Origin of the sequence: Saccharolobus shibatae B12 (assembly GCF_019175345.1) — an archaeon.
Classification (GTDB): Archaea; Thermoproteota; Thermoprotei_A; order Sulfolobales; family Sulfolobaceae; genus Saccharolobus; species Saccharolobus shibatae.
Window position 1 is genome coordinate 1,014,218 of record NZ_CP077717.1, and the last position, 19,009, is coordinate 1,033,226.

21 protein-coding genes are annotated in these 19,009 nt (G+C 33.9%); 6 read left to right on the forward strand and 15 right to left on the reverse strand.

Annotation, left to right across the window (positions count from 1 at the left end; all coding sequences use genetic code 11):
• Positions 1-2: 2 nt before the first annotated feature.
• From cobM to J5U23_RS05645, 6 genes are read right to left on the reverse strand one after another with little or no spacing between them, the layout of a single operon-like run.
• Positions 3-791, reverse strand: a complete 789-nt coding sequence (gene cobM / locus J5U23_RS05620; RefSeq protein WP_218259840.1) for a precorrin-4 C(11)-methyltransferase — start codon at positions 789-791, stop codon at positions 3-5.
• Positions 792-796: 5 nt separating this feature from the next.
• Positions 797-1,465 carry a cobalt-factor II C(20)-methyltransferase gene (locus J5U23_RS05625; protein ID WP_218259841.1) on the reverse strand — a complete coding sequence of 223 codons (669 nt, stop codon included), beginning with the start codon at positions 1,463-1,465 and terminating at the stop codon, positions 797-799.
• A complete protein-coding gene (cbiT, locus tag J5U23_RS05630) occupies positions 1,462-2,061 on the reverse strand; it encodes a precorrin-6Y C5,15-methyltransferase (decarboxylating) subunit CbiT (protein WP_218267228.1) in 600 nt (199 codons plus the stop codon). Before cbiT ends, J5U23_RS05625 begins: the two co-directional genes overlap by 4 nt.
• Positions 2,062-3,111, reverse strand: coding sequence for a cobalt-precorrin-5B (C(1))-methyltransferase CbiD (gene cbiD, locus J5U23_RS05635; RefSeq protein ID WP_218267229.1), 1,050 nt, complete (start codon positions 3,109-3,111; stop codon positions 2,062-2,064).
• Positions 3,108-3,860 carry a precorrin-3B C(17)-methyltransferase gene (locus J5U23_RS05640; protein ID WP_218259844.1) on the reverse strand — a complete coding sequence of 251 codons (753 nt, stop codon included), beginning with the start codon at positions 3,858-3,860 and terminating at the stop codon, positions 3,108-3,110. Before J5U23_RS05640 ends, cbiD begins: the two co-directional genes overlap by 4 nt.
• Complete coding sequence (locus tag J5U23_RS05645; protein ID WP_218267230.1) at positions 3,857-4,855, reverse strand: precorrin-8X methylmutase; 999 nt, start codon at positions 4,853-4,855, stop codon at positions 3,857-3,859. The genes J5U23_RS05640 and J5U23_RS05645 overlap by 4 nt, the downstream gene beginning before the upstream one ends.
• 446 nt (positions 4,856-5,301) lie before the next feature.
• Between J5U23_RS05645 and J5U23_RS05650 the strand changes: the two genes are divergently transcribed.
• The gene (locus tag J5U23_RS05650) at positions 5,302-5,871 is read left to right on the forward strand and encodes an NADPH-dependent FMN reductase (RefSeq protein WP_218267231.1); all 570 of its coding nucleotides are present in this window, start codon (positions 5,302-5,304) and stop codon (positions 5,869-5,871) included.
• 821 nt (positions 5,872-6,692) lie between these two features.
• Here J5U23_RS05650 and J5U23_RS05655 read toward each other — a convergent pair.
• Together J5U23_RS05655 and J5U23_RS05660 are read right to left on the reverse strand one after the other, a co-directional pair.
• On the reverse strand, positions 6,693-6,857 hold the full coding sequence (locus tag J5U23_RS05655; RefSeq protein WP_218267232.1) for a hypothetical protein: 165 nt from the start codon (positions 6,855-6,857) through the stop codon (positions 6,693-6,695).
• Positions 6,858-6,873: 16 nt separating this feature from the next.
• A complete protein-coding gene (locus J5U23_RS05660) occupies positions 6,874-7,908 on the reverse strand; it encodes a PTO1314 family radical SAM protein (RefSeq protein WP_218267233.1) in 1,035 nt (344 codons plus the stop codon).
• 74 nt (positions 7,909-7,982) lie between these two features.
• On the opposite strand from J5U23_RS05660, the gene J5U23_RS05665 reads away from it, so the two are divergent.
• Positions 7,983-8,801, forward strand: coding sequence for an MBL fold metallo-hydrolase (locus tag J5U23_RS05665; protein WP_218267234.1), 819 nt, complete (start codon positions 7,983-7,985; stop codon positions 8,799-8,801).
• Between the two features lie 298 nt (positions 8,802-9,099).
• On the opposite strand, the gene J5U23_RS05670 is transcribed toward J5U23_RS05665, so the two are convergent.
• From J5U23_RS05670 to J5U23_RS05700, 7 genes are all read right to left on the reverse strand, one after another.
• Positions 9,100-10,521, reverse strand: a complete 1,422-nt coding sequence (locus tag J5U23_RS05670; protein WP_218267235.1) for a type II secretion system F family protein — start codon at positions 10,519-10,521, stop codon at positions 9,100-9,102.
• The gene (locus J5U23_RS05675; RefSeq protein ID WP_218267236.1) at positions 10,505-12,046 is read right to left on the reverse strand and encodes a type II/IV secretion system ATPase subunit; all 1,542 of its coding nucleotides are present in this window, start codon (positions 12,044-12,046) and stop codon (positions 10,505-10,507) included. Before J5U23_RS05675 ends, J5U23_RS05670 begins: the two co-directional genes overlap by 17 nt.
• 2 nt (positions 12,047-12,048) lie before the next feature.
• Complete coding sequence (locus tag J5U23_RS05680; protein ID WP_218267237.1) at positions 12,049-12,753, reverse strand: ATPase domain-containing protein; 705 nt, start codon at positions 12,751-12,753, stop codon at positions 12,049-12,051.
• On the reverse strand, positions 12,735-13,223 hold the full coding sequence (locus tag J5U23_RS05685) for a flagellar protein F (protein ID WP_218267238.1): 489 nt from the start codon (positions 13,221-13,223) through the stop codon (positions 12,735-12,737). Before J5U23_RS05685 ends, J5U23_RS05680 begins: the two co-directional genes overlap by 19 nt.
• Positions 13,224-13,225: 2 nt before the next feature.
• On the reverse strand, positions 13,226-13,690 hold the full coding sequence (locus tag J5U23_RS05690; RefSeq protein ID WP_218267239.1) for a flagellin: 465 nt from the start codon (positions 13,688-13,690) through the stop codon (positions 13,226-13,228).
• On the reverse strand, positions 13,683-14,447 hold the full coding sequence (locus tag J5U23_RS05695) for a hypothetical protein (protein WP_218267240.1): 765 nt from the start codon (positions 14,445-14,447) through the stop codon (positions 13,683-13,685). Before J5U23_RS05695 ends, J5U23_RS05690 begins: the two co-directional genes overlap by 8 nt.
• 73 nt (positions 14,448-14,520) lie before the next feature.
• On the reverse strand, positions 14,521-15,438 hold the full coding sequence (locus J5U23_RS05700; protein ID WP_218267241.1) for an archaellin/type IV pilin N-terminal domain-containing protein: 918 nt from the start codon (positions 15,436-15,438) through the stop codon (positions 14,521-14,523).
• A gap of 122 nt (positions 15,439-15,560) precedes the next feature.
• Here J5U23_RS05700 and J5U23_RS05705 point away from each other — a divergent pair, with 122 nt between their 5' ends.
• The 4 genes from J5U23_RS05705 to arnR all read left to right on the forward strand — a co-directional run bounded on the left by J5U23_RS05705 (position 15,561) and on the right by arnR (position 19,002).
• On the forward strand, positions 15,561-16,046 hold the full coding sequence (locus tag J5U23_RS05705; protein WP_218267500.1) for a hypothetical protein: 486 nt from the start codon (positions 15,561-15,563) through the stop codon (positions 16,044-16,046).
• Positions 16,030-17,499, forward strand: coding sequence for a hypothetical protein (locus tag J5U23_RS05710; RefSeq protein ID WP_218267242.1), 1,470 nt, complete (start codon positions 16,030-16,032; stop codon positions 17,497-17,499). The genes J5U23_RS05705 and J5U23_RS05710 overlap by 17 nt, the downstream gene beginning before the upstream one ends.
• Positions 17,496-17,939 carry a hypothetical protein gene (locus tag J5U23_RS05715; RefSeq protein WP_218267243.1) on the forward strand — a complete coding sequence of 148 codons (444 nt, stop codon included), beginning with the start codon at positions 17,496-17,498 and terminating at the stop codon, positions 17,937-17,939. The genes J5U23_RS05710 and J5U23_RS05715 overlap by 4 nt, the downstream gene beginning before the upstream one ends.
• A 253-nt stretch (positions 17,940-18,192) precedes the next feature.
• Positions 18,193-19,002 (forward strand): HTH-type transcriptional activator ArnR, encoded by an 810-nt coding sequence (gene arnR, locus J5U23_RS05720; protein ID WP_218259859.1) that lies wholly within the window; start codon positions 18,193-18,195, stop codon positions 19,000-19,002.
• The last annotated feature ends 7 nt before the right edge of the window (positions 19,003-19,009 follow it).

Here is a 19,009-nt window from a genome sequence, read left to right on the forward strand (position 1 = left end):
TCTCAGTCTTCCTCTACTTTCCAAGGCCTATATGAATGATTATGCTTAGGATCATATACACTAGATCTTACCATGTTCTTGATCTGTTGTGGATCTGACGCTAGTCCTACTATTATTACTGAATCCCTATATATCTTAGCTTCCCTAACCTTACTCACGATGTCAGCCAAAGTTCCTTTAATTATCCTTTGCTCTGGCCAAGTTGCGCGATAGACCACTATCACTGGAGTATCGTCAGTCAATCCTCCCTCCTTAAGATCATTAACTACTCTGTCTATGATATGTATTCCAGTATAGATTACCATAGTAGCTCCAATCTTTACCATTTTGGCGAAATCTTTTATGGAACCTTGCATTGGGACTCTCAGTGAGGCTCTTGTTATAATAACAGTTTGGGAAAGCTTGGGGACTGTTAACTCAATGGGTATTACAGAAGCCGCAGCAATAGCTGCAGTGATACCTGGTACAACTTCGAATGGGATTCCAGCAGCTTCTAATGCCCACATCTCCTCAAATAACGCTCCGTAGATTGATGAGTCCCCAGATTTGAGTCTAACAACTAGTTTTCCTTCACTCGCTTTTTTGACCATTATCTCCACTATCTCATTTAATGTAAGCGATGAACTATTGTATACTTCGGCATCCTTTCGAGACCATTTCAATATTTCTGGATTTACAAGGGAACCTGCGTATACTATTACATCAGCTGTTTCTATATATTTCTTGGCCTTTACTGTAATTAGTTCTGGATCTCCTGGGCCAGATCCAATGAAAACCACTTTTCCTACCATTATTGTCACCTTTTCTTTCTCAAAGCTATTATCATTGAGAAGTAATCCTTATCATTAATGATCTCTTTTTCCATATTAACTAACTTTTCGTCATTCATGAAACATCTTCTAGCATAAAGTAAGTCGTATTTGTTGGAAAGCATTTGAGCTATTTCCTTAATGTTCTCATTAGCCTTAAGTACTATTATAGTCTCGAATATTTCGCTAGCTTTTTCAATAGAGTCTAGTCTTGAAGCTGGTATTATACTTATCGAATCCTCAGAATTCGCTAAAGATATCATGGCTTTTGAGGCACAAGCGGTTACGGAAGAGACGCCGGGGATAATTTCCACGTTAATATTACATGGTAATTTCTCCTTTATTCTGAAGAATGTGCTATATAACGTTGGATCACCTAAGGTTACAAATGCGGAGTCGCCTTCACTTTCATTACAGATCTTCTCTCCTATCTTTTTCAACTCATTCTCATTAACGTCTTTTGCCATGGGAAAACCTAATAGAACCAGCTTTGAATTACTGTCAGCATATTTCTTGACTATGTTCTCTGCCAGACTTCTATTGGTTCCAGTGGAATAGGGAATGAAGATAGTTTTAGCCTCCTTAAGGATTTTCGCTCCTCTTATAGTTATTAACTCCTCATCACCTGGCCCTAATCCAACCACGTAAAGTTTCATTGCTTTTCACCCGAAATTATAAATATTGGATTTCTCGCCATCATTGCAGTACCTACTTTTGTTTTCATACCTTTTGCAATAATTACCTCCGTTATCTCTAAATTCATGAATCCAATGTTCTCCATCGCAGATATGGCATTATTTACAGTTTCCAATAGTATAGCGTCAATAACTACTCTTCCACCTTTTTTTATTATTTCCCAAGAGGCCGATATAATTTCCTTAATTTTCTCTGATCCACCTCCTATGAAAATCCTATCGAATTTCTCATTAATCGTAAACAATATCTCCGGCGCTTCACCTTTTATGAGTACTATGTTATTTAAAACTCCAAACTTTTCAGCATTTCTCCTAGTTAAGTTAATAGCCTTTTCCTCCTTATCTACACCGTAAACCTTCCCAGTACTTCCAACCAGTAATGAAGCCTCTACAGTAACGCTACCCGTTCCACATCCAATATCTAAGACCGTATCACCTTTTCTTATCCTCAATTTGGATAAAGCCAAAGCCCTTATCTCCTCCTTAGTCATTGGTATTTCCTCATCCCTTTCAAAGAAGTTATCTGGAATCCCTGGTATAACGTAGTCCCATTCCATTTAACATCCCACCCTACTCAAAGATTCACCATCATAATCGAAAATAATTACGCAGAAGTTTATATCACCATTAAAACCTTTTATCCTACTCAATATTTTCTCCGCTACAATGTTCATCACTTTCCTTCTCTGCTCTTTTGTCATATACGTGAAAGCTTCCTCAACTGATAGAGCGTTTGATATTTTAGCCAGCACGTCATAGGGGAGTCCTGCTAGAACTGAAGCATGGGTTAATGATTCCAGTCTAGCGTCACCTTGTGAATAATGAGTGTTAAAAATGCCTGCATATACTTTAAGAAGTTTTGCAGGTAATCCAGCTAGTATTACCTTCCTAAAAACACTACTTGCTAACTTTATCGAATCCCCTATCCTATCCCCTACTTTTATAATGCTGTTACTATCAAATAACTCTGATGCATATTTTGCTGCGGAATTCCCTGGGGCAATCACTACGAAGTCGTAAGACTGCCTAATTACATTAAGCTCACATTTAATATGCTCTAAGTAATCATCATCACTAACAGGCGTCTCAATACCCGTCGTACCCAATATGGAAATCCCACCCACTATTCCAACCATTTTATTTAAGGTATTTTCAGCAATGATTTCTCCATTTGGTACTTCAATCGTTATCTGTATTCCCTTATCTGTAACTTCCCTTATTGCGTTGATTACCATATCTCTTACAGTAGGACTTATTGCCGTCTCCCCCATGGTTGCCTTTAACCCACTCCTTGTAACTTTGCCAACTCCCTTTCCTCCAACTATGACAATTTCATTACTCTCATTTAGTTTAGCACAACATCTTATCACTAACCCATCTAGGATATCTGGATTATCTCCCGAAAATTTCTTAACTTCAGCACATGCGATTCCACTATCTATCTCAACTTTTTCTACGGGTATTTCCAGTCTTAATCCTATGGGTGTCGGTATTACCACTGTGTTTCTTTTCTCTCTATTAAGTAATCCTATAACTGCTGCCTTTGCGGCTGCAGAGGCTGCAGCTCCAGTGGTTATTCCAAATCTCTTCAAAGAGTTTATTATCATAGCTCGTATTTCCTCTCGTAACCTCTTGGTGTTATCATGTAATTTTTATAACTATAAGTTAATGAATTTCCTATTATCATTGTAGTAGTCATACCTATCTCATTCATATGTTCTTTCCATGACGACAAGGTCGTTATTACTATGTTCTCATTATTCCTATACGCACTCTTAACTAATCCCACTGGGGTATTCGGCTTCCTATGTTTTGAAACTATATCCATTACTTCTATTAATAAATTCTCATTAATTAAATTATAAAATACTATTACAAAATCAGCCTCTGCAGCCTTGGTTACTTTATGTAAAATCTCCTCTCGTGATATTAATAAATCACTTAGGCTTATTACGACGAAGTCAAGAGAAAGGGGACTTCCTAGTCTAGCAGCAGCTGCCAAAGCAGCAGTTACTCCCGGTATCACTTCAACGTCTAAATCCAATTTTCTTCTGGCTATCAAGTCAAATACCAAACCAGCCATTCCATAGACCTGTGGATCACCACTAGATACTAAGGCAACAGTATTATCTGACTCTAAGGCTTTTTCTATTGCAGTGTTAGCCCTAAATATTTCCTCTTTCATTCTAGCTCCTATTACTTCCTTTTTTCCACCTAGGACGTCAGATATTAGCCTTAAGTATGTATTATATCCAATTATTACGTTTGACTTTTCCAAAACTTCTTGTGCCTTTATAGTTCTTTGTTCTTTTGATCCTGGTCCAATTCCTACAATGTATAATTTCCCCATTTTCATCCCTCCATTGCCATTTTAATAATCTCATTAATAATCGCCACTGCTATACCGCTCCCACCATAAGTCCCAGTTAATACTACAGATGGAATTTTACTCTCTATCAACGCTTCCTTGGATTCCTTGGCGTTTGTGAAACCTGGAGGTGTTGCTACTATAAATGGTATATCAACCCCTTGCTTAACCAATTTAATCGTTTCTATAAGTGCAGTCGGAGCGTTTCCTATAACCACCACTTTGCCACCTTGTCCAATTGATAACCTCATGGCAGCTGCGGCCCTAGTTATCCCCAATTCCTTTGATAGCTCCTTCGTCCTTTCATCATCTATCATACAAGTAACCTTTTTCCATCTAATACCTACAGAGACCATTTTCACATCGGCTACGATTTCGCTTCCAGCTCTTATTGCCTCAATCCCCGTATCCAAGTTGGTCACCTTCAAGTATCTTGCTACTTCTGGATTTCCAGATGCGAAAACGGCTTTTCCTATTACTCTTTTCTCCCTCTCATCTTTAACATCTAAATTTGATAGAATATAGTTCATACTTCTCTCTTCTATCTCATAAGGATCCTCCGTGTATTCAAGAGTTGGAAGTGCATCTAATGCCCTCGCCAATCTGTAATATAGTGCCAATCCAATCAAGGGTGATGACGAAAGCGGTTCTGTAACGTAAAACTCCACTTCCTTTCCACTTATCTTACTTACCTCCCAACTGTTCAACCTTTGGATTCCTAGCTCTCCCATGATGTCTCTAAAAACATGATTTCCTCTTCCTAGAAACACTAACCCTATTATTACTCTCCTATACCCTTCTTTAATGATCTCATTTAGTAGAGATCTCCAATCGGGCTTGGCGAATTCGTTATAAGTTAAGTATATAGGTACTGAGATTTTTTCCTTCAAGTAATTTATCATACCTTCAATATCACTATTATATGTCTCTCTCCTTGAACCGTGACCTATTAGCATTATTGCAGTATTGGATTGTCTATCCACATATTCATTTTCATCATCTAGTATTTAAGGATTGTTAATGTACGTGATTTGTGGATTACTTCAATTTTCATCTGAGTTGACGTGGAACCTACTTTTAAATCAACGCATGATTTCGAATTTAAGAAAACTTAACGAACTTAATATCTAAGAAAATTGAACTAATCCACAAAGCATAATATACGTGCTTTGTTTAGTGTTAATCAGTAATAACTAAGTTTATGTACTAACTCTTTCTTACTCTTATTTTATATTCAACTATTTTGCGTATTTTTTAGCCTTTGTGCATATATGGTCTCAAGGTATACTAAGTTATTTAATATTTGAGAAGAAGATGATTTCGAATCAAAAACTCTTAGGCAACGCTCTCTCTTTTTGGTAATATAAAATTAAATGTGTAGTAACTAGGGCATAAACTTTATATTTACTTAGCTAAGTAAATATAACCAATGGAAAAGGTAAAAATATTAGGATTTGCAGGTAGTTTAAGGAAACAGTCATATAATAAAATGCTCTTAAAGGTAGCCCAGACACTACTTCCTGATAACGTGACGATGGAAATATTTGATTTAGAAGGTATACCACCATTTAATGTAGACCTAGAACCACCAGAAATAGTAAAAGTATTTAAAGAGAAGATAAGATCAGCAGATGCGCTGCTCATAGCTACACCTGAGTATAATTACTCAATACCTGGCGTACTAAAAAATGCTATAGATTGGGCTTCATTTCCGCCTAAGGATAACTCATTTGAAGGTAAGCCGGTTGCCGTAATTAGTGCATCAATAGGTATGTTAGGTGGTGCTAGAGCTCAATATCATCTAAGACAAATTTTTGTGTTCTTAAATATGATACCAGTCAATAGGCCAGAGGTTTTCGTTACATTTGCCCATAAAAAGTTTGATGAAAACGGTAACCTCTTAGATGAGGACGCTAAAAAGTATTTAAGAGAACTATTACAAAATCTCGTAAAGTTGGCTGAAGTAGTGAAGATTGGGAGGGACCTAAAGCTTCTTTAATGTTAAGTTTTTCTTTAATTCCAAGTATGCCATATTAAATACTTAATTTGCTTTATTTAATATATCGCTAAGTTGATCTAAATTGGTAAAATTTACCCATAGTGTCATCACTGAGCCACAAATTAATTAGGTTAACTGATCTTCATGAAGAGAAGACGTTAAACTGATATACTTAATATACGTTTGAATATTAGAAAGAAAATTTATACCTTAATAATGACACCATGTCCACACTCCAATCGACAAAGCATAATATACGCGTTTATAACTCGCTTATGAGCCCTACTAGAGGTTTAATATTTTGCCATTGAAGTTGAGGCTGATATAATAATACTCAGAATCGGAACTTTATCTATCATGTTGTAATTGACACATACCGTAATAAAGAGAAAAATGAAGGACGAGTACGTAATTCAACATAGAGCATCATTTGATAAACTATATCAATAGTTGTTATCCTTGTTGATATAGTAAATAGAAACTTCAGTTATTCGTACAGTTGATCAAACATGTTCTATACGGATATTGATAGAAAATTGTAATTTAGTATGTAATATTCGGAAAAATAACAAAGAAGGTACTGCGAATATAGTACCAATGAGTATCTTAAGTGACACCTAGTATATTCTCATTCGATATACGTACTCATTATATATAAACTTTCAGTAGTATACGAATCTAAAAGTCTTTAACTACCATCAGTCTCAATTCAAATGAAGCTTGTTAATGTATTTAGGAATAGTTTTTGACTATGATTAAGCTAAACTTCTAGTGGGCTCTTATATGGCAATTATATAACATAAATCTTCTTATATGGGAAGTCAATTAACACATTGTTTCCATCCAAATCTATCCTCGTACTCTTTTACTTTACCCATGGAAGTGGATTGGTTTTTGTCTAATGGTATCAATCCAATTATCTTATCTCCGTCGTAAATATACATGAAGTACCTATCATCTACTAGTACTAACCTATAGCAGAACATTTTTTAATATATATGTTTATCTTGATAATAAAAATTTAATAGGAGTAGCGTTATAAAGATAGCTTGCTATGTTATCTATTATTTTCTCTTTTACCATTTTTCCATTTGACCAACTAAACAGTGAAGGCTCTAAGTAACAAGCAAGAGCACAGGCGTTACAATTCTCATATTTCTCCCAAGGATAAGTATTCCATAATTTAACTATATTAACCTCCCAGACTTTATCAGTTCCACTATACTCATTTAGCACGTAGCAAGGGAGTACGATTCTACCTTGTGGGTCAATATTTATGGTTAACCAAGGTTTACATTTCCATGGTATCTTATTATACCATGAGTTAACTATTGCCTCAAAGTAATCTACAGATTCAACTATGGGATAGCCCCTCTTCTTAAGCTCAATTATTAGCCTTAATGTATCGTAAAGTCTCCTCTTATCCGGACTTAATTTCTCAGCGGTAGAATAGTCGTACTCAACTTGTATACTAATATTAACATTAAGTTTTCGTGCAAGCTCAATTACATCCTTAACTTGATCCATATTTTCTCTAGTTATTGTAAAGCTAATCGCTACTGGTAAATACTTCCTAGCCTCCTTTATACCTTCTACAGCCCTTTCAAAGGCGCCTGAAATCCCCCTAATTTTATCATGGACTTCGCCTATTCCATCTATGGATACAAATAAGTAATCTAGATTTTCACTTATACTCTTGACCCTATCTTTAAGGAGCCATCCATTTGTAACTAATGAAGTATAGAATCTCTTGTAAGACTCCTCTAATATTTGCTCTAAATCTCTTCTCAGTAACGGTTCTCCACCCTCAAACCCCATGAAAAGAACTCCCGCTCTTTCTAATGATTTCAACATCAAAACCTCTTCTTCCAAAGATAGCAGTTTTTCGTCTTTCCTTCTCCAAAAAGGGCACATTCTGCATCTTAAGTTGCACGTATATAACAACTTGTGTCCTGCAATCAGAGGTAATTTTCTAACTCCAAGCCCCAGAAGTGCCCTTTTCACGTTGCCTACTATCATAGGTTTTAAAGTTGACATATTTAATTAATATACAAACGCATGTATTAATCTTTTGCGAAAAGTTAAATATCACAGACTTCGTTAGTCAAGTTATGCCAACTGTGAAACTCACAAAGAACGTTACGGTTATGACTGGGAGTCCAAATACGTTGATTTATGATAATAGAGTTGTGATAGATCTGGGAGGAAAGAACTCCTCCCTAGATCTAAATGCTGAAGTTCAATTGGCTACTCATGGCCATGCCGATCATATAGCTGGTTTATTGAAGAAGGATGCTAAAATAAGATATCTCCCTAAGGAGGACTATTGGTCATTAACTCTAATGGGAAGAAGAGCAATGATTTATGGATGTAGTTCGAAGAATTCCGAAGTCTTCATATTTGATTATGTAAAAGAGAATCTCGATTCTTTGAATGGTGAGGTTCGAAATTCAGAGATTGAAGTGGTAAAATTGCAAGGACATACACCAGGTCATAGCGGCTATATTGTTGATAATGTTCTATATGCGGGAGATGCGTTTTTTGGTGAGAAAGTACTGGAGGGTTTCTCAGTTCCCTTTTATACTGATTTCTGGACTGCTCTAGAATCGTTGGATAAAGTTAAAGAATTGGCAAAGAGTGTTGATAACATAGTAATAAGTCATGGTCCAGTTTACACTAATAAGAATAAGATGATCTCGATTTTAGAGAGTAATATTACTTATGCTCAAAAGTTAATAGGAAAAATCCTAGATCTATTGTCAAACAGTGAGTTTACAGTGGAGGAAATTGTGGTCAAGTTAAAGCAAGATTTGACACCAGCTAATGTGTTGCTAAATTCCGTTGTTGTGAGGTCAATACTCCTAGGGTTAGAGAATATCGAGTATAATATAACTCAAAAAGGTTTAGTTTTTAGAAGAAAAGTTCATTAGGGGATATCTAAAAAATAGACATGGTGTTATAGTCTCTAATGCTGCATTAATTGTTGTTATAACTAAAGAACTTTATAGATTGTATTGCAATGTAAATACATTTTGGATAAATCAATCTTAGAATGTTTCTTTATCAGGTATCTACCTGAAATAAAATAACTCTCATTGTGAAATATATAACTCTCTGATTACAATGTAGCTAATGACTTGTACACTTATTATAAAGTATAACTGGCGTAATATTCGGTATCATTAAAGTAATTTTAGGTAAATATATGATATGGTTAATACCGATCCGTCAAGTTGTTTGTAATAAACCCGATGGCGATACCAACTCCTTAAATATGTTTCCGGTTAATATGAGAACTATATGATAGCTTATTGAGCTTAATATTATCAGTATTCCAATAAAATATAGACTAACATAAAGCGATTTGCCATATGCCAATGTAATCGCAATTCCATTAGCGAAGCTCAATATTAATAATATAATTAGAAATATTCGTGATATCATATCAATATTAACTTCAGAGAAACTAAATACTGTAGATACGTTCTGGGTTGAAAATATATTATTTAGCATACCAACTATCGATATTAGTGCAGCAGATACCCCCGCTGAAGCTGTTTGCAGTGCATATATTGATGTTTCAAAAGCTCTTCCATTTTGCTCTTTTCTAGATCTTATGTTCAAAACCGAATCACCTATCTTACTTAGAATCTCTCCAATTATCATGACATTTCCTCCCATACTTATCGTTTCATATAGTACTTTGCTTAACATGCTCACCAGTACGCTTCCGCTTTCATCTCCTATCAATCTAAATATTTTTTCCTTATTGATGCCTAAGTTTAATCTATTTAGCGATCTTTTGATTAAAGGTTTTACGTCTCCTAAATCCCCCCTTAGTACTGCCATCAGAGACTCTTTTAAGTTGCTTACTATTGCATAATTTCTCGAAAAGTATCTAATAAAAAGTAAGAAATGTCTCTCTATTCTATTAATCTTATTTTCATATATTCTATACCTAAGACCAACTCCTAATAGAACTATACCAATTACCATTAAAACTATATATGAAGTATATATTATTGAAAATATTATTGAAAGAGATATTGCGAATGTCAGAAGAAGTTTATCTATAACGTTGTACCTAATGTAATTTTCTGGTCTATATAAGAGATACATAACTAATGTTAAATTTCCTAGAAGTGCTAAGGATAAGATAGTAAGCTGTGTTATTAGAGTAGTTCCTCCACTATAAATTAATGATAAAATTGTAATGTCAGCTACTAAAAAGGTAAGGGAACTATTTAATGTAGCATAGATTGTAAGAAAATTATTCATTGATTCTATTAACCTAGCAGAATAAGCATTGTATTCAGATAATGTAAAATCAATTTCTCTTGACAAGGACTCTATCATATCATCACCAAAAGTTACTGCTTGTGATAATCTTATTAAGAATTCTTTCAGGTATCTAATGTTGAGGTTCTTTATGCTGTAGGTTATTGCAGATGAGAATTTATATCTATATCCAGAAACTAAATTTCTTATTTTTTTGAAAACTTTGGTATATGGTTCAAAGGAGTCCTCCCTACTTAAATGCAATATAACGATTTCTGGTGGCACCCCCGAGGAAAATAACGCAAGCATAAAAGCTAACATAAAAATATATTTAGAGTCTACTTCATTTTTTATACTAAATATTCTTGGCATATCTTATCTCCTCTTCTATACCAAATTGTCTAGCCCTTAATATTTGATTCCATACTTCAAAATAATTGAAAATTTTTTTACTTATAAGTATTTTTAGAAATTCAGCTCTTAAGTTTAATTCATCATAAAGAATTCCTATATTTCTACGTTCGATTCCTCTTCTAATTGCAACCTTATTTTCTATAAGATAAGAAGCCCCTCTCCCAGCAAAAATTATCTTATCTTCTGCAGGATCATATGTAAATGCTGGTATATAGACTACGTCATTAGTAACAGGGTCTATATCTATTATTTCATCAACTTCCACTACTCTTCTTATCAAATTGCCCTTTTTATCATATAATGCAGTCTGAAATAGTGCTATGTTAAGGTTATTAATATAACTTTTAGGTACTTCTATAGGATAACCAGTAAGCCTTTGAACAAGTGTTCTTATATTTGCTGCATGGAATGTCGCCATCACTGAATGTCCAGTTTGCATTGCTTGGAATGCTACATTACCTTCTCTATCTCTAATTTCTCCGACTAGAATGTAATTAGGTCTTTGCCTTAAAGCGGCTTTAAGTAAGTCGAATAGCTTTACACTTCCCTCACCGCCTGTTTCTCTAGTCACTTCTGCTACCCAATTTGAATGAGGTACCGTAAGTTCCGGTGTATCTTCTATTGTTACTATTTTTAAATTAGGAGGAATGAAAGCTGTAATTGCATTAAGTGTAGTTGTTTTTCCGGATGCAGTCTCTCCACATACGAACAAGTTCATACCCTCGTCTAACATCATCCATATATATGCTGCTAGAAGTGGGGACAGGGTACCGAATGAGATCAATTGAGTTACACTAATTGGTATTTTGCTGAATTTTCTTACAGTCAAATTAGAACCTCTTCTACTTATATCAATTCCATAAACGAAGTTTACTCTTGATCCATCTGGTAAGCTTGCGTCAATTATTGGTCTATTATGAGATACTGGTCTATATGTTTTCTCACTTAAAGAAATAATTAGATTATCCAGTTCCTCTTCGTTCTCAATTAATAATGATGTCCTCATAGGACCGAATACCTTGTGCACAATGTAAATATGACCTAAGCCTGGAATAGATATATCCTCGATAAACGGATCCCTAATTAATGGCTCTAATATGCTTGAATATAGTTTATCTCTTACGAAATGATAAATTGCGTATTCCTTTGGTACAGATATTCTTATCTTGCTTAGTATTTTATCTAAAACTTTCCTCATAAGTATTTCCTTTTCTTCAACAGTAGGTGGTGGCTCTAAGTCACTAATGGCTTTTGCGAATTTCTCTTCTATTTCTTCCATTTCTTTAGGTTTTGGCCTTGGAGGTTCAATTACTGTATATTGGTTGTAGCCGTCTTCTGCCTTTGTACTCTGAACATGGATGTAAATATATTTATCGACCTTATAAATTGCATTATAATTCTTACTACCTTTCAGTTTATTCGGGTCATCAATCATTACTGGTTTTTCCAGAAATCTAGATAAGTAATCTTCGACGAAGCTCATGGTTAAGCCCTCGATAGGGATAGTGGCACAACCTTAATTCCTAAAGCTGGGTCTATATCGAATGAAATAGCATCAGCTCCTTGTATACCACCTATTGTTTTAATTCTTTCTAGGACCTTTATTCTTCTTCCCCCTATGCTTGTTGCAGAAAGTTTAAAATAAACGTCAACTATACTTGTGATTCTACTCTTTAGTTCCTCATTAAATACATCTGGGTGGACGGTAAATAATATAAGCTTTCCTAGATCAACTAACACTCTAGCATCTTTCATAAATTGTAAAATTTGCTTTATTTCTGCGAACGTTGCTACTATTGACAAGCTATCAATAATAACGAAGTCCATGTTCTTCCTCTTTTTTATGAAGTCTATGATAACTTCAAGTATTTTATTCGCTAATGCCGAATTCCAATTAAATCTATTCGTATTTAACGGGGCAATTCCCAAGACACCTTTTAAGAAAAACGGTATCAGATTAATTTTTACATCTCTCATTTTTTTCAAATAGTCTTTGCTAGTTTGTTCTGTAGTTATTACATAACCCTTTTTCCCACCTATTAGTAGTCCATAACAAAATTGTGCAGATAGAACGCTTTTACCAGTTCCATGATCTCCCTCAATCATAATCAGTGCAGGGAATGGTATACCAGATAATCTTCTATCTAAATCTTCATTTCCAGTTTTTATTATCACAGTACACCCCTCCATAACGCTTCCGGTCCATAATTAGATACAACAACTACAGTCGCCTCAGTATTAGGGTATGGAGGATATGGTAAATCAGCTATAAAGGTGCCTACCATGTTTGGATTAATTAGAACGGTATTTGAGACCCACTTATATGGGCCTAAGCTAGTAGAGTAGTTGTAATTAGAAATTATAAGAGTAGATATGTTACTTACGTTTGCATAATATTTGATAATTATTGCGAAATCCTTAAAATCATATAATACAGTAGATCCATTATTAGTTATTGTTATATATAATAGATTACCATTTATCGTTACACTCTTTATAAATATTCTAGTGTTCAGTTGATTTAGATCCATATTTTGTCTCATATCCTCAGCATGTAATAAGAGTTGCTGACTTTTTATATATGCTCCTAAAGCAATTAATCCTAGTGAAATTGTAATGAAAAATAATAGCACATACGCTACTACCTGTGAAACCCCCATACCTAACTCGCCTCAAATGTATAGCTTACTGAATATCCATTAGGGGTAACCAGCTGAACTGTATAATATTGTGTAGTAGATAAGGGTGAGGATAAATAGATGATAATTTTAGCTACAGATCCAGGGTATAATGTGTTAGTATTAACAACCCAATAGGGTAATGCACTGGAGCTATATCCTATCTGTTGTAGATTTCCTTGTGGGCCGAAGTATAATACACTATTTTTCAAGTTAAAAATTGTTGACTCTCCTATATTATGTAAGTATACTATTACAGTTGTAGAGCTAGCATTTGTAACATAATCTATTTGAAGATCAGTAACCAATTTTTGCGATTGTAACATACTATACGATACCATGTTAGTAGATATTGACGACACTACAGAAAAAACCGATCCCGCAACTACTCCTACTAATGTGACTGCTACGATTAACATAATTGTCTCGCTAATCACTTCACTAGCCATTCTTCCCAACCTCCAATACCAATAGATACTTTTTCATTTCTGCAGTTACTGAGGAGTAACTTTCAGCTACATTCATTGCTATATTGGCTAAATCTTTTGCTCTTATCTTTTCATTATTAGTCCTAATATAAGATTGCACCTTGTTCACAATGAACATATCATCTGCAGAGATGTAACCTAATTCGTATAAAGCTGTCAACTTAGAATCATCATAATCTAAGATTTCTAGTAATACACAATTTCTGATGAAAGTGCTCAAATCTATATTCGATGTTCCAACAATTTCCGCTACAGCCTTTAATTCTTTACTACCTTCTGGCCTCTGTTCACCTTTAGACTGCTCTGATATGATATTGAAAGGTGATGATGAATCAGCTTGAGCAGATTTTAGAGATAATACGGCATCTTCAATTGAAGAGTTTAATTTCTGTAAAGTTTGCTTTAAATCTTCCATAGATCCATTTAGAACATTTACCAGATCACTTTGGTATTTATCCATTCTAGTTATTAAGTTCTTAAGAAGTTCTTCAATCTCCTTGCTAGAATTGGTCGTCGTAACTTGCTGTTGTTGCTGATTCTGTGTAGTAGTGGAAGTAGTTTGTGCTGTTTGTGCATTTTTAGGCCTAGTTATTCTTGGTAATACTATCTTAAAAAAGGATATAAAGAATGCTGCTAAGGGTATGCTTATACTAATCAGTAAAATAAATAGGGGAGATTCCATTAGTTGTTGCAATTCGGGTAAGTTTAAATTTATCATTCTTCACCTCATGAATGTTATAAGTGGGAAAAAAGAATAATACCTTATTCTTACCTTTTTTTGCACTTTGATCTCACCCTATTACGGATACACTACCTTCTGGCTGATATATATATTCAGATATTGTGAGAGGAGATCCTACGTTAGGTGTAATTTGTATTGTTACTGTCTGATATTGGAATACGTGACTTCCTAGATCTGGTCCGAATAAGATCATTACTCCTATCACTGATCCAGCAGGTGCTATTGCGCTCCCTATTAATGGATCTCCAGCTACTGGATATGTAAATGCAAATGTCTGATTAACAAACACATCGTAGGTAACTAGTTGGCCGCTTATATTTAGAGTGAAAGTAAAGCTATTGTCATTCTTTAACCATTGTGGAATGCTAGATAGAGTACTACTATTAATAAATATTGGTGATGGCGTTTTTGTACTAAGATAGTAATTATATAATGTGTAGTTAAGTGCTAGTAAAGCATAGTAAGGATTAGGGTAATATACATATGTTTGCCCTGCACTTGTCTGCTGATTTATGAGATTTAGGTACTGCCCATTGGCGTATACGGCGTGACCTAGGCTTGATGGATCTACTGTTAATAAAGTGTATTTGTAGATATTTGAATATGCTACCCCCTCCGTAGAAGCGGTAAACGAGATGGCTGTAGTGGTGGGTGATAACTCCACGCTGGATACTCCAGAACTGGGAGATACTGTGAAGTATATCCAATAACTTCGCGTATTTGATGGGTAATTGACAGCATATAGGACAGAGCCAGATAACGTTAGTGCTGTTGAAGCCGTCTCTTCTCCCTTATTGATGGTGGATTTAGCTTTCTGTGTTACAAATAATCCCATGTTTATAGCTACATAAGCCAATACTGATGCAGTTATTATAAACGCTATTAATATTATAGCAGTATCTAATCCTGCTAATCCTTTTCTTTTCATTTTTTTATTGTATTTTTTTACTATTTTTTGTAGGCCCATTTTTGGATCACTTGCTTAAGTTCACTTCTCATAACACTTTTAAAAAGCTCTCTCTGTTTTTCGACTACCAGTCGACATAACTTTAGGCGATCTTTTAAGTAACTTTTAACGAGTATTATATGATGACCCCTGTATTTCTGGAATATAAGATCATACAAGATAATATTACATATTATATTATTTACGTTTTTATATATAATTTATCCTTAAAATTAGTAACAATGTACGTAATATATCCAGATTCCCATGCAATCCTTAGTTATAATGTGTCTTTAGTGCCTGAGCAAATTTTTTCAAATGTTACTGGATTAACTACATATTATAGTTTAAATGGAAAAAAGATTTTTGCTTATGAAGATTATAATGGAAGTATAATCGTAGCATATAATGGGTTAATACTGAAAAAGGCTAGCAATAACTCTGTTCGTTATCTCATAGCAGCTAACTATCCTGGAATTGATAACAGTAAATTCCCTAGTCTTTATAAACTAGCGAAAATTTCCATTTTTGATTCTAATATAAGGGTTCTAGTTTTAGGGGTTTTACTAACTATTTTGTCATCCCTCATTCTAAAGACTATGGTGAGTCGATATGATAAGGTTAGATAAAAATAATTTCATTCCTTGGATTTCTATAGTTGCCTTATTGCTTGCTTATTCCATAGGGAGTGGTTTATATATAACCATACAACGTGTTACATATTATCCTTTATTTGAATCTAAAATTGTTTCAGTACTTCTCACCATATTCTCGTCATCATTAATGACTCTTTACAATTACAAGAGATATGTTTTTCTTGTTCCATTATCTCTATTGTCCTTCTTCTCTGTATCGTTTACTCCTCTTATCATCTCTATATTTATTTTACATGAGCTAAGGAAAGTTGATCGAATAGTTAGTATTATATTGCTAATAATAGATGCATCCATGTTATCATGGCTTTTTCTACGTTTACTATTAGGCATTAATACTTACTTTTCTATTCCTCTTATGATTTTAGAGGCGGGAGTTCCTACGGTAATTCCATTTATATGGTTTGCTGGAATAATATTATCTGCTTATAAAAGAGATTTAAGTAGTAAAAGCCGACTATTGATAAATCCCTTAATTCCATTTATTGTAGTACTACTTATTTCTTTAATCCCTTATCTTCCTTTTATAAATCCTTACAAATTTCCAGAAACTGTTGATTTTAAGTATTATTACTCATGGCTTTTAACACCTACTTTCAGCGGGTGGTTCTTTTACTCCAGGCCTCTCTATTTAATGCTTTTATACGGATTATCATTTATTTTTAGGCCGTATTTAGTAGCATATTATGAATTTGTATTTCTTTCAATCCTTTATATATATTCTGCATATAAACTAGCCTCAGCCTTAGACAAGTCTATAGCTTCCCTAGCAGCCTTATTAGCTTCAGTATCTCCTATGTTAATGACCTTTCTCTATTCTGGTTTGGAAGCAAATTTATTTTCAATTTCACTGATGTTTATCTCAATGTCATATCTTATCAAAAAAGAGAAATTAAGTTTAGCAATACTTTTTTCTTTACTATCAATGTTCTCTCACATATATGCCTGGGCTCAATTATCTGCTGGTATAACTTTATACTATATTCTTAAATCAATTATACGTAAATCTAGACCAGATAACTATGCGCTAATATATTTGTCCTTTTCAATTCCCTTTATAGCCATTGGATTCTTTCTAATTTTAAATGGTGTTTTTCCTGTACCTATGGGATTATTAAACTATAATCAACTTATATACCAAATAGCTGTAGTGAGTTGGGGATCGAATAATGCTTCGCTTTACTTTTTGTTATCATCCTTTGGAAACAGGTATATTAAGGAAGGAGTTCTAGATTTTGTGTATTCAATCTCGGTATTTGGTATTATCTTTCTGGCACCAGCGACCAATTTAATTATTGACTTGCCTCTTTTCATTCCTGCAGCTTATACCATAAGAAATATTGATAGGCAGAGCGTTTCAGTATTATTACTTCTGAGTTTAATACTATGGGGTATTTATATGAGTATTAACAGCGTTCCCATGTTATGATAGTAAGATTTTTATTTTTCTTAAGAAGAGATTTATTAACAATGAGGGAGATATATCAGTTACTATTAGTTGGTATTATCTCTTTTTTAGTAATTATAACCGCAGTTTCTAGGCTTTATGTTCTTCTCGTTCCCATTGTTTTGTTTTCAATATACTTGATTATTGAGTCTAGAATACCAGAAATAAAAGATTTAAAATCATTTTATAGATACGTGGAAAAAGTCTATGGAAGAGATTTCGCAGCTATTATTAGGAAGAAATATAATATTATCCAAGGTGATTTAACATTGGCTTATTTCCCGTCATCAATTAAAGATAATACTGTAGTTATAAGCAATAATCACCTAATCTTGAAACTAAATTCTAAAGTATTAGTATTAAGTAAATATGAGGGTGTTGATTATTTAATAGAGATGATTAAAGATAATGCATCTAGTTGATGAACATGGGCGATTCACGTCTCCTTTGCGAATTCAGTTTATTTATTGAAACGAAATGAATTTAATTGAACACTCTCATATGGACTAGGTAAGGATTCTCGCTTAACAATTTCCTTTTTTTAATCTATTTTTGCTATAATTACAATTCGCAATGGAAACCTGAATCTCCCATGAACATATTAGTCGTAGTGACGATATAGTTTGGCTAATTATAAACAATACTTAAATAGATCTGTCCCCAATAACTAATGGGATGTCTTATAATGTGTTCGATATCTTAAGGGAACTAGATTCCATAGTAGATTTCGCTAGGGCTAAATTGCAGTGGGATATTTTATTTTTCATAAATTCTAGAGGGCCTTCATCTGTTTCAGAAATAGCAGAAGGTACGAATAACAGCAAAAAGGCAGTAATAGATGCTATAAGGAAACTAATAGAAAAGGAACTAATTATTAAGGTTAAGTATGACGTCTATGATTTGTCCGAAAAGGGAAAGCAAGTATTAAATAAACTCAATTACTTTACATCTCATACAGTATCTACCCAAAATGGTGTTGACGGCGGTAATAATGTATTATCAAATATAGATAATCCTTCACAGAATTATTATTTGTTAGAGCTGATAAAGATGTCTTTGCTTAATAACGGTATTTTACCTATTGACAAAGTGAGTAGAGAATTGGGGATATCGAAACAGACAGTCAAGTATTATCTAGAATTATTCATGAGGAAGAAGATTTTTAAGAAGGTAAATAAGAAGAGCTTATTGGGGAAGAATGTTCAAACTGTTGTATTAACTAATGAGGGTAGAAAAATAGCTTACAAGGTACCAAGTCTAATTAGAATAAAGAATAACCTGTTTCTAAGACTATTATTAAAAATGACTTTTAGTATAAGTTATGAATCAGCCTTGATGAAACTTATGGTTTTCTTCGCATTATCGTCACCCATAATAATATATTACGATGGTGATGTTCCCATTCGTGTGATTGGTATTTTATGGTTATATATGTTGGTTTTCACCTCACTATTGAGTATATTCGCTTATTTAACAATGAGATAGGTGATGG

What these genes read in the sequence shown, in the direction of transcription:
- J5U23_RS05680 (WP_218267237.1), bottom strand. Translation starts at nt 12,753, where the DNA reads ATGGAGGGGTGTACTGTGATAATAAAAACTGGAAATGAAGATTTAGAT.
- J5U23_RS05685 (WP_218267238.1), bottom strand. Translation starts at nt 13,223, where the DNA reads ATGGGGGTTTCACAGGTAGTAGCGTATGTGCTATTATTTTTCATTACA.
- cbiD (WP_218267229.1), bottom strand. Translation starts at nt 3,111, where the DNA reads ATGATAATAAACTCTTTGAAGAGATTTGGAATAACCACTGGAGCTGCA.
- arnR (WP_218259859.1), top strand. Translation starts at nt 18,193, where the DNA reads ATGTCTTATAATGTGTTCGATATCTTAAGGGAACTAGATTCCATAGTA.
- J5U23_RS05665 (WP_218267234.1), top strand. Translation starts at nt 7,983, where the DNA reads ATGCCAACTGTGAAACTCACAAAGAACGTTACGGTTATGACTGGGAGT.
- J5U23_RS05705 (WP_218267500.1), top strand. Translation starts at nt 15,561, where the DNA reads ATGACCCCTGTATTTCTGGAATATAAGATCATACAAGATAATATTACA.
- cobM (WP_218259840.1), bottom strand. Translation starts at nt 791, where the DNA reads ATGGTAGGAAAAGTGGTTTTCATTGGATCTGGCCCAGGAGATCCAGAA.
- J5U23_RS05660 (WP_218267233.1), bottom strand. Translation starts at nt 7,908, where the DNA reads ATGTCAACTTTAAAACCTATGATAGTAGGCAACGTGAAAAGGGCACTT.
- J5U23_RS05640 (WP_218259844.1), bottom strand. Translation starts at nt 3,860, where the DNA reads ATGAAAATGGGGAAATTATACATTGTAGGAATTGGACCAGGATCAAAA.
- J5U23_RS05655 (WP_218267232.1), bottom strand. Translation starts at nt 6,857, where the DNA reads ATGTTCTGCTATAGGTTAGTACTAGTAGATGATAGGTACTTCATGTAT.
- J5U23_RS05675 (WP_218267236.1), bottom strand. Translation starts at nt 12,046, where the DNA reads ATGAGCTTCGTCGAAGATTACTTATCTAGATTTCTGGAAAAACCAGTA.
- J5U23_RS05700 (WP_218267241.1), bottom strand. Translation starts at nt 15,438, where the DNA reads ATGGGCCTACAAAAAATAGTAAAAAAATACAATAAAAAAATGAAAAGA.
- J5U23_RS05690 (WP_218267239.1), bottom strand. Translation starts at nt 13,690, where the DNA reads ATGGCTAGTGAAGTGATTAGCGAGACAATTATGTTAATCGTAGCAGTC.
- cbiT (WP_218267228.1), bottom strand. Translation starts at nt 2,061, where the DNA reads ATGGAATGGGACTACGTTATACCAGGGATTCCAGATAACTTCTTTGAA.
- J5U23_RS05670 (WP_218267235.1), bottom strand. Translation starts at nt 10,521, where the DNA reads ATGCCAAGAATATTTAGTATAAAAAATGAAGTAGACTCTAAATATATT.
- J5U23_RS05710 (WP_218267242.1), top strand. Translation starts at nt 16,030, where the DNA reads ATGATAAGGTTAGATAAAAATAATTTCATTCCTTGGATTTCTATAGTT.
- J5U23_RS05695 (WP_218267240.1), bottom strand. Translation starts at nt 14,447, where the DNA reads ATGATAAATTTAAACTTACCCGAATTGCAACAACTAATGGAATCTCCC.
- J5U23_RS05625 (WP_218259841.1), bottom strand. Translation starts at nt 1,465, where the DNA reads ATGAAACTTTACGTGGTTGGATTAGGGCCAGGTGATGAGGAGTTAATA.
- J5U23_RS05650 (WP_218267231.1), top strand. Translation starts at nt 5,302, where the DNA reads ATGGAAAAGGTAAAAATATTAGGATTTGCAGGTAGTTTAAGGAAACAG.
- J5U23_RS05715 (WP_218267243.1), top strand. Translation starts at nt 17,496, where the DNA reads ATGATAGTAAGATTTTTATTTTTCTTAAGAAGAGATTTATTAACAATG.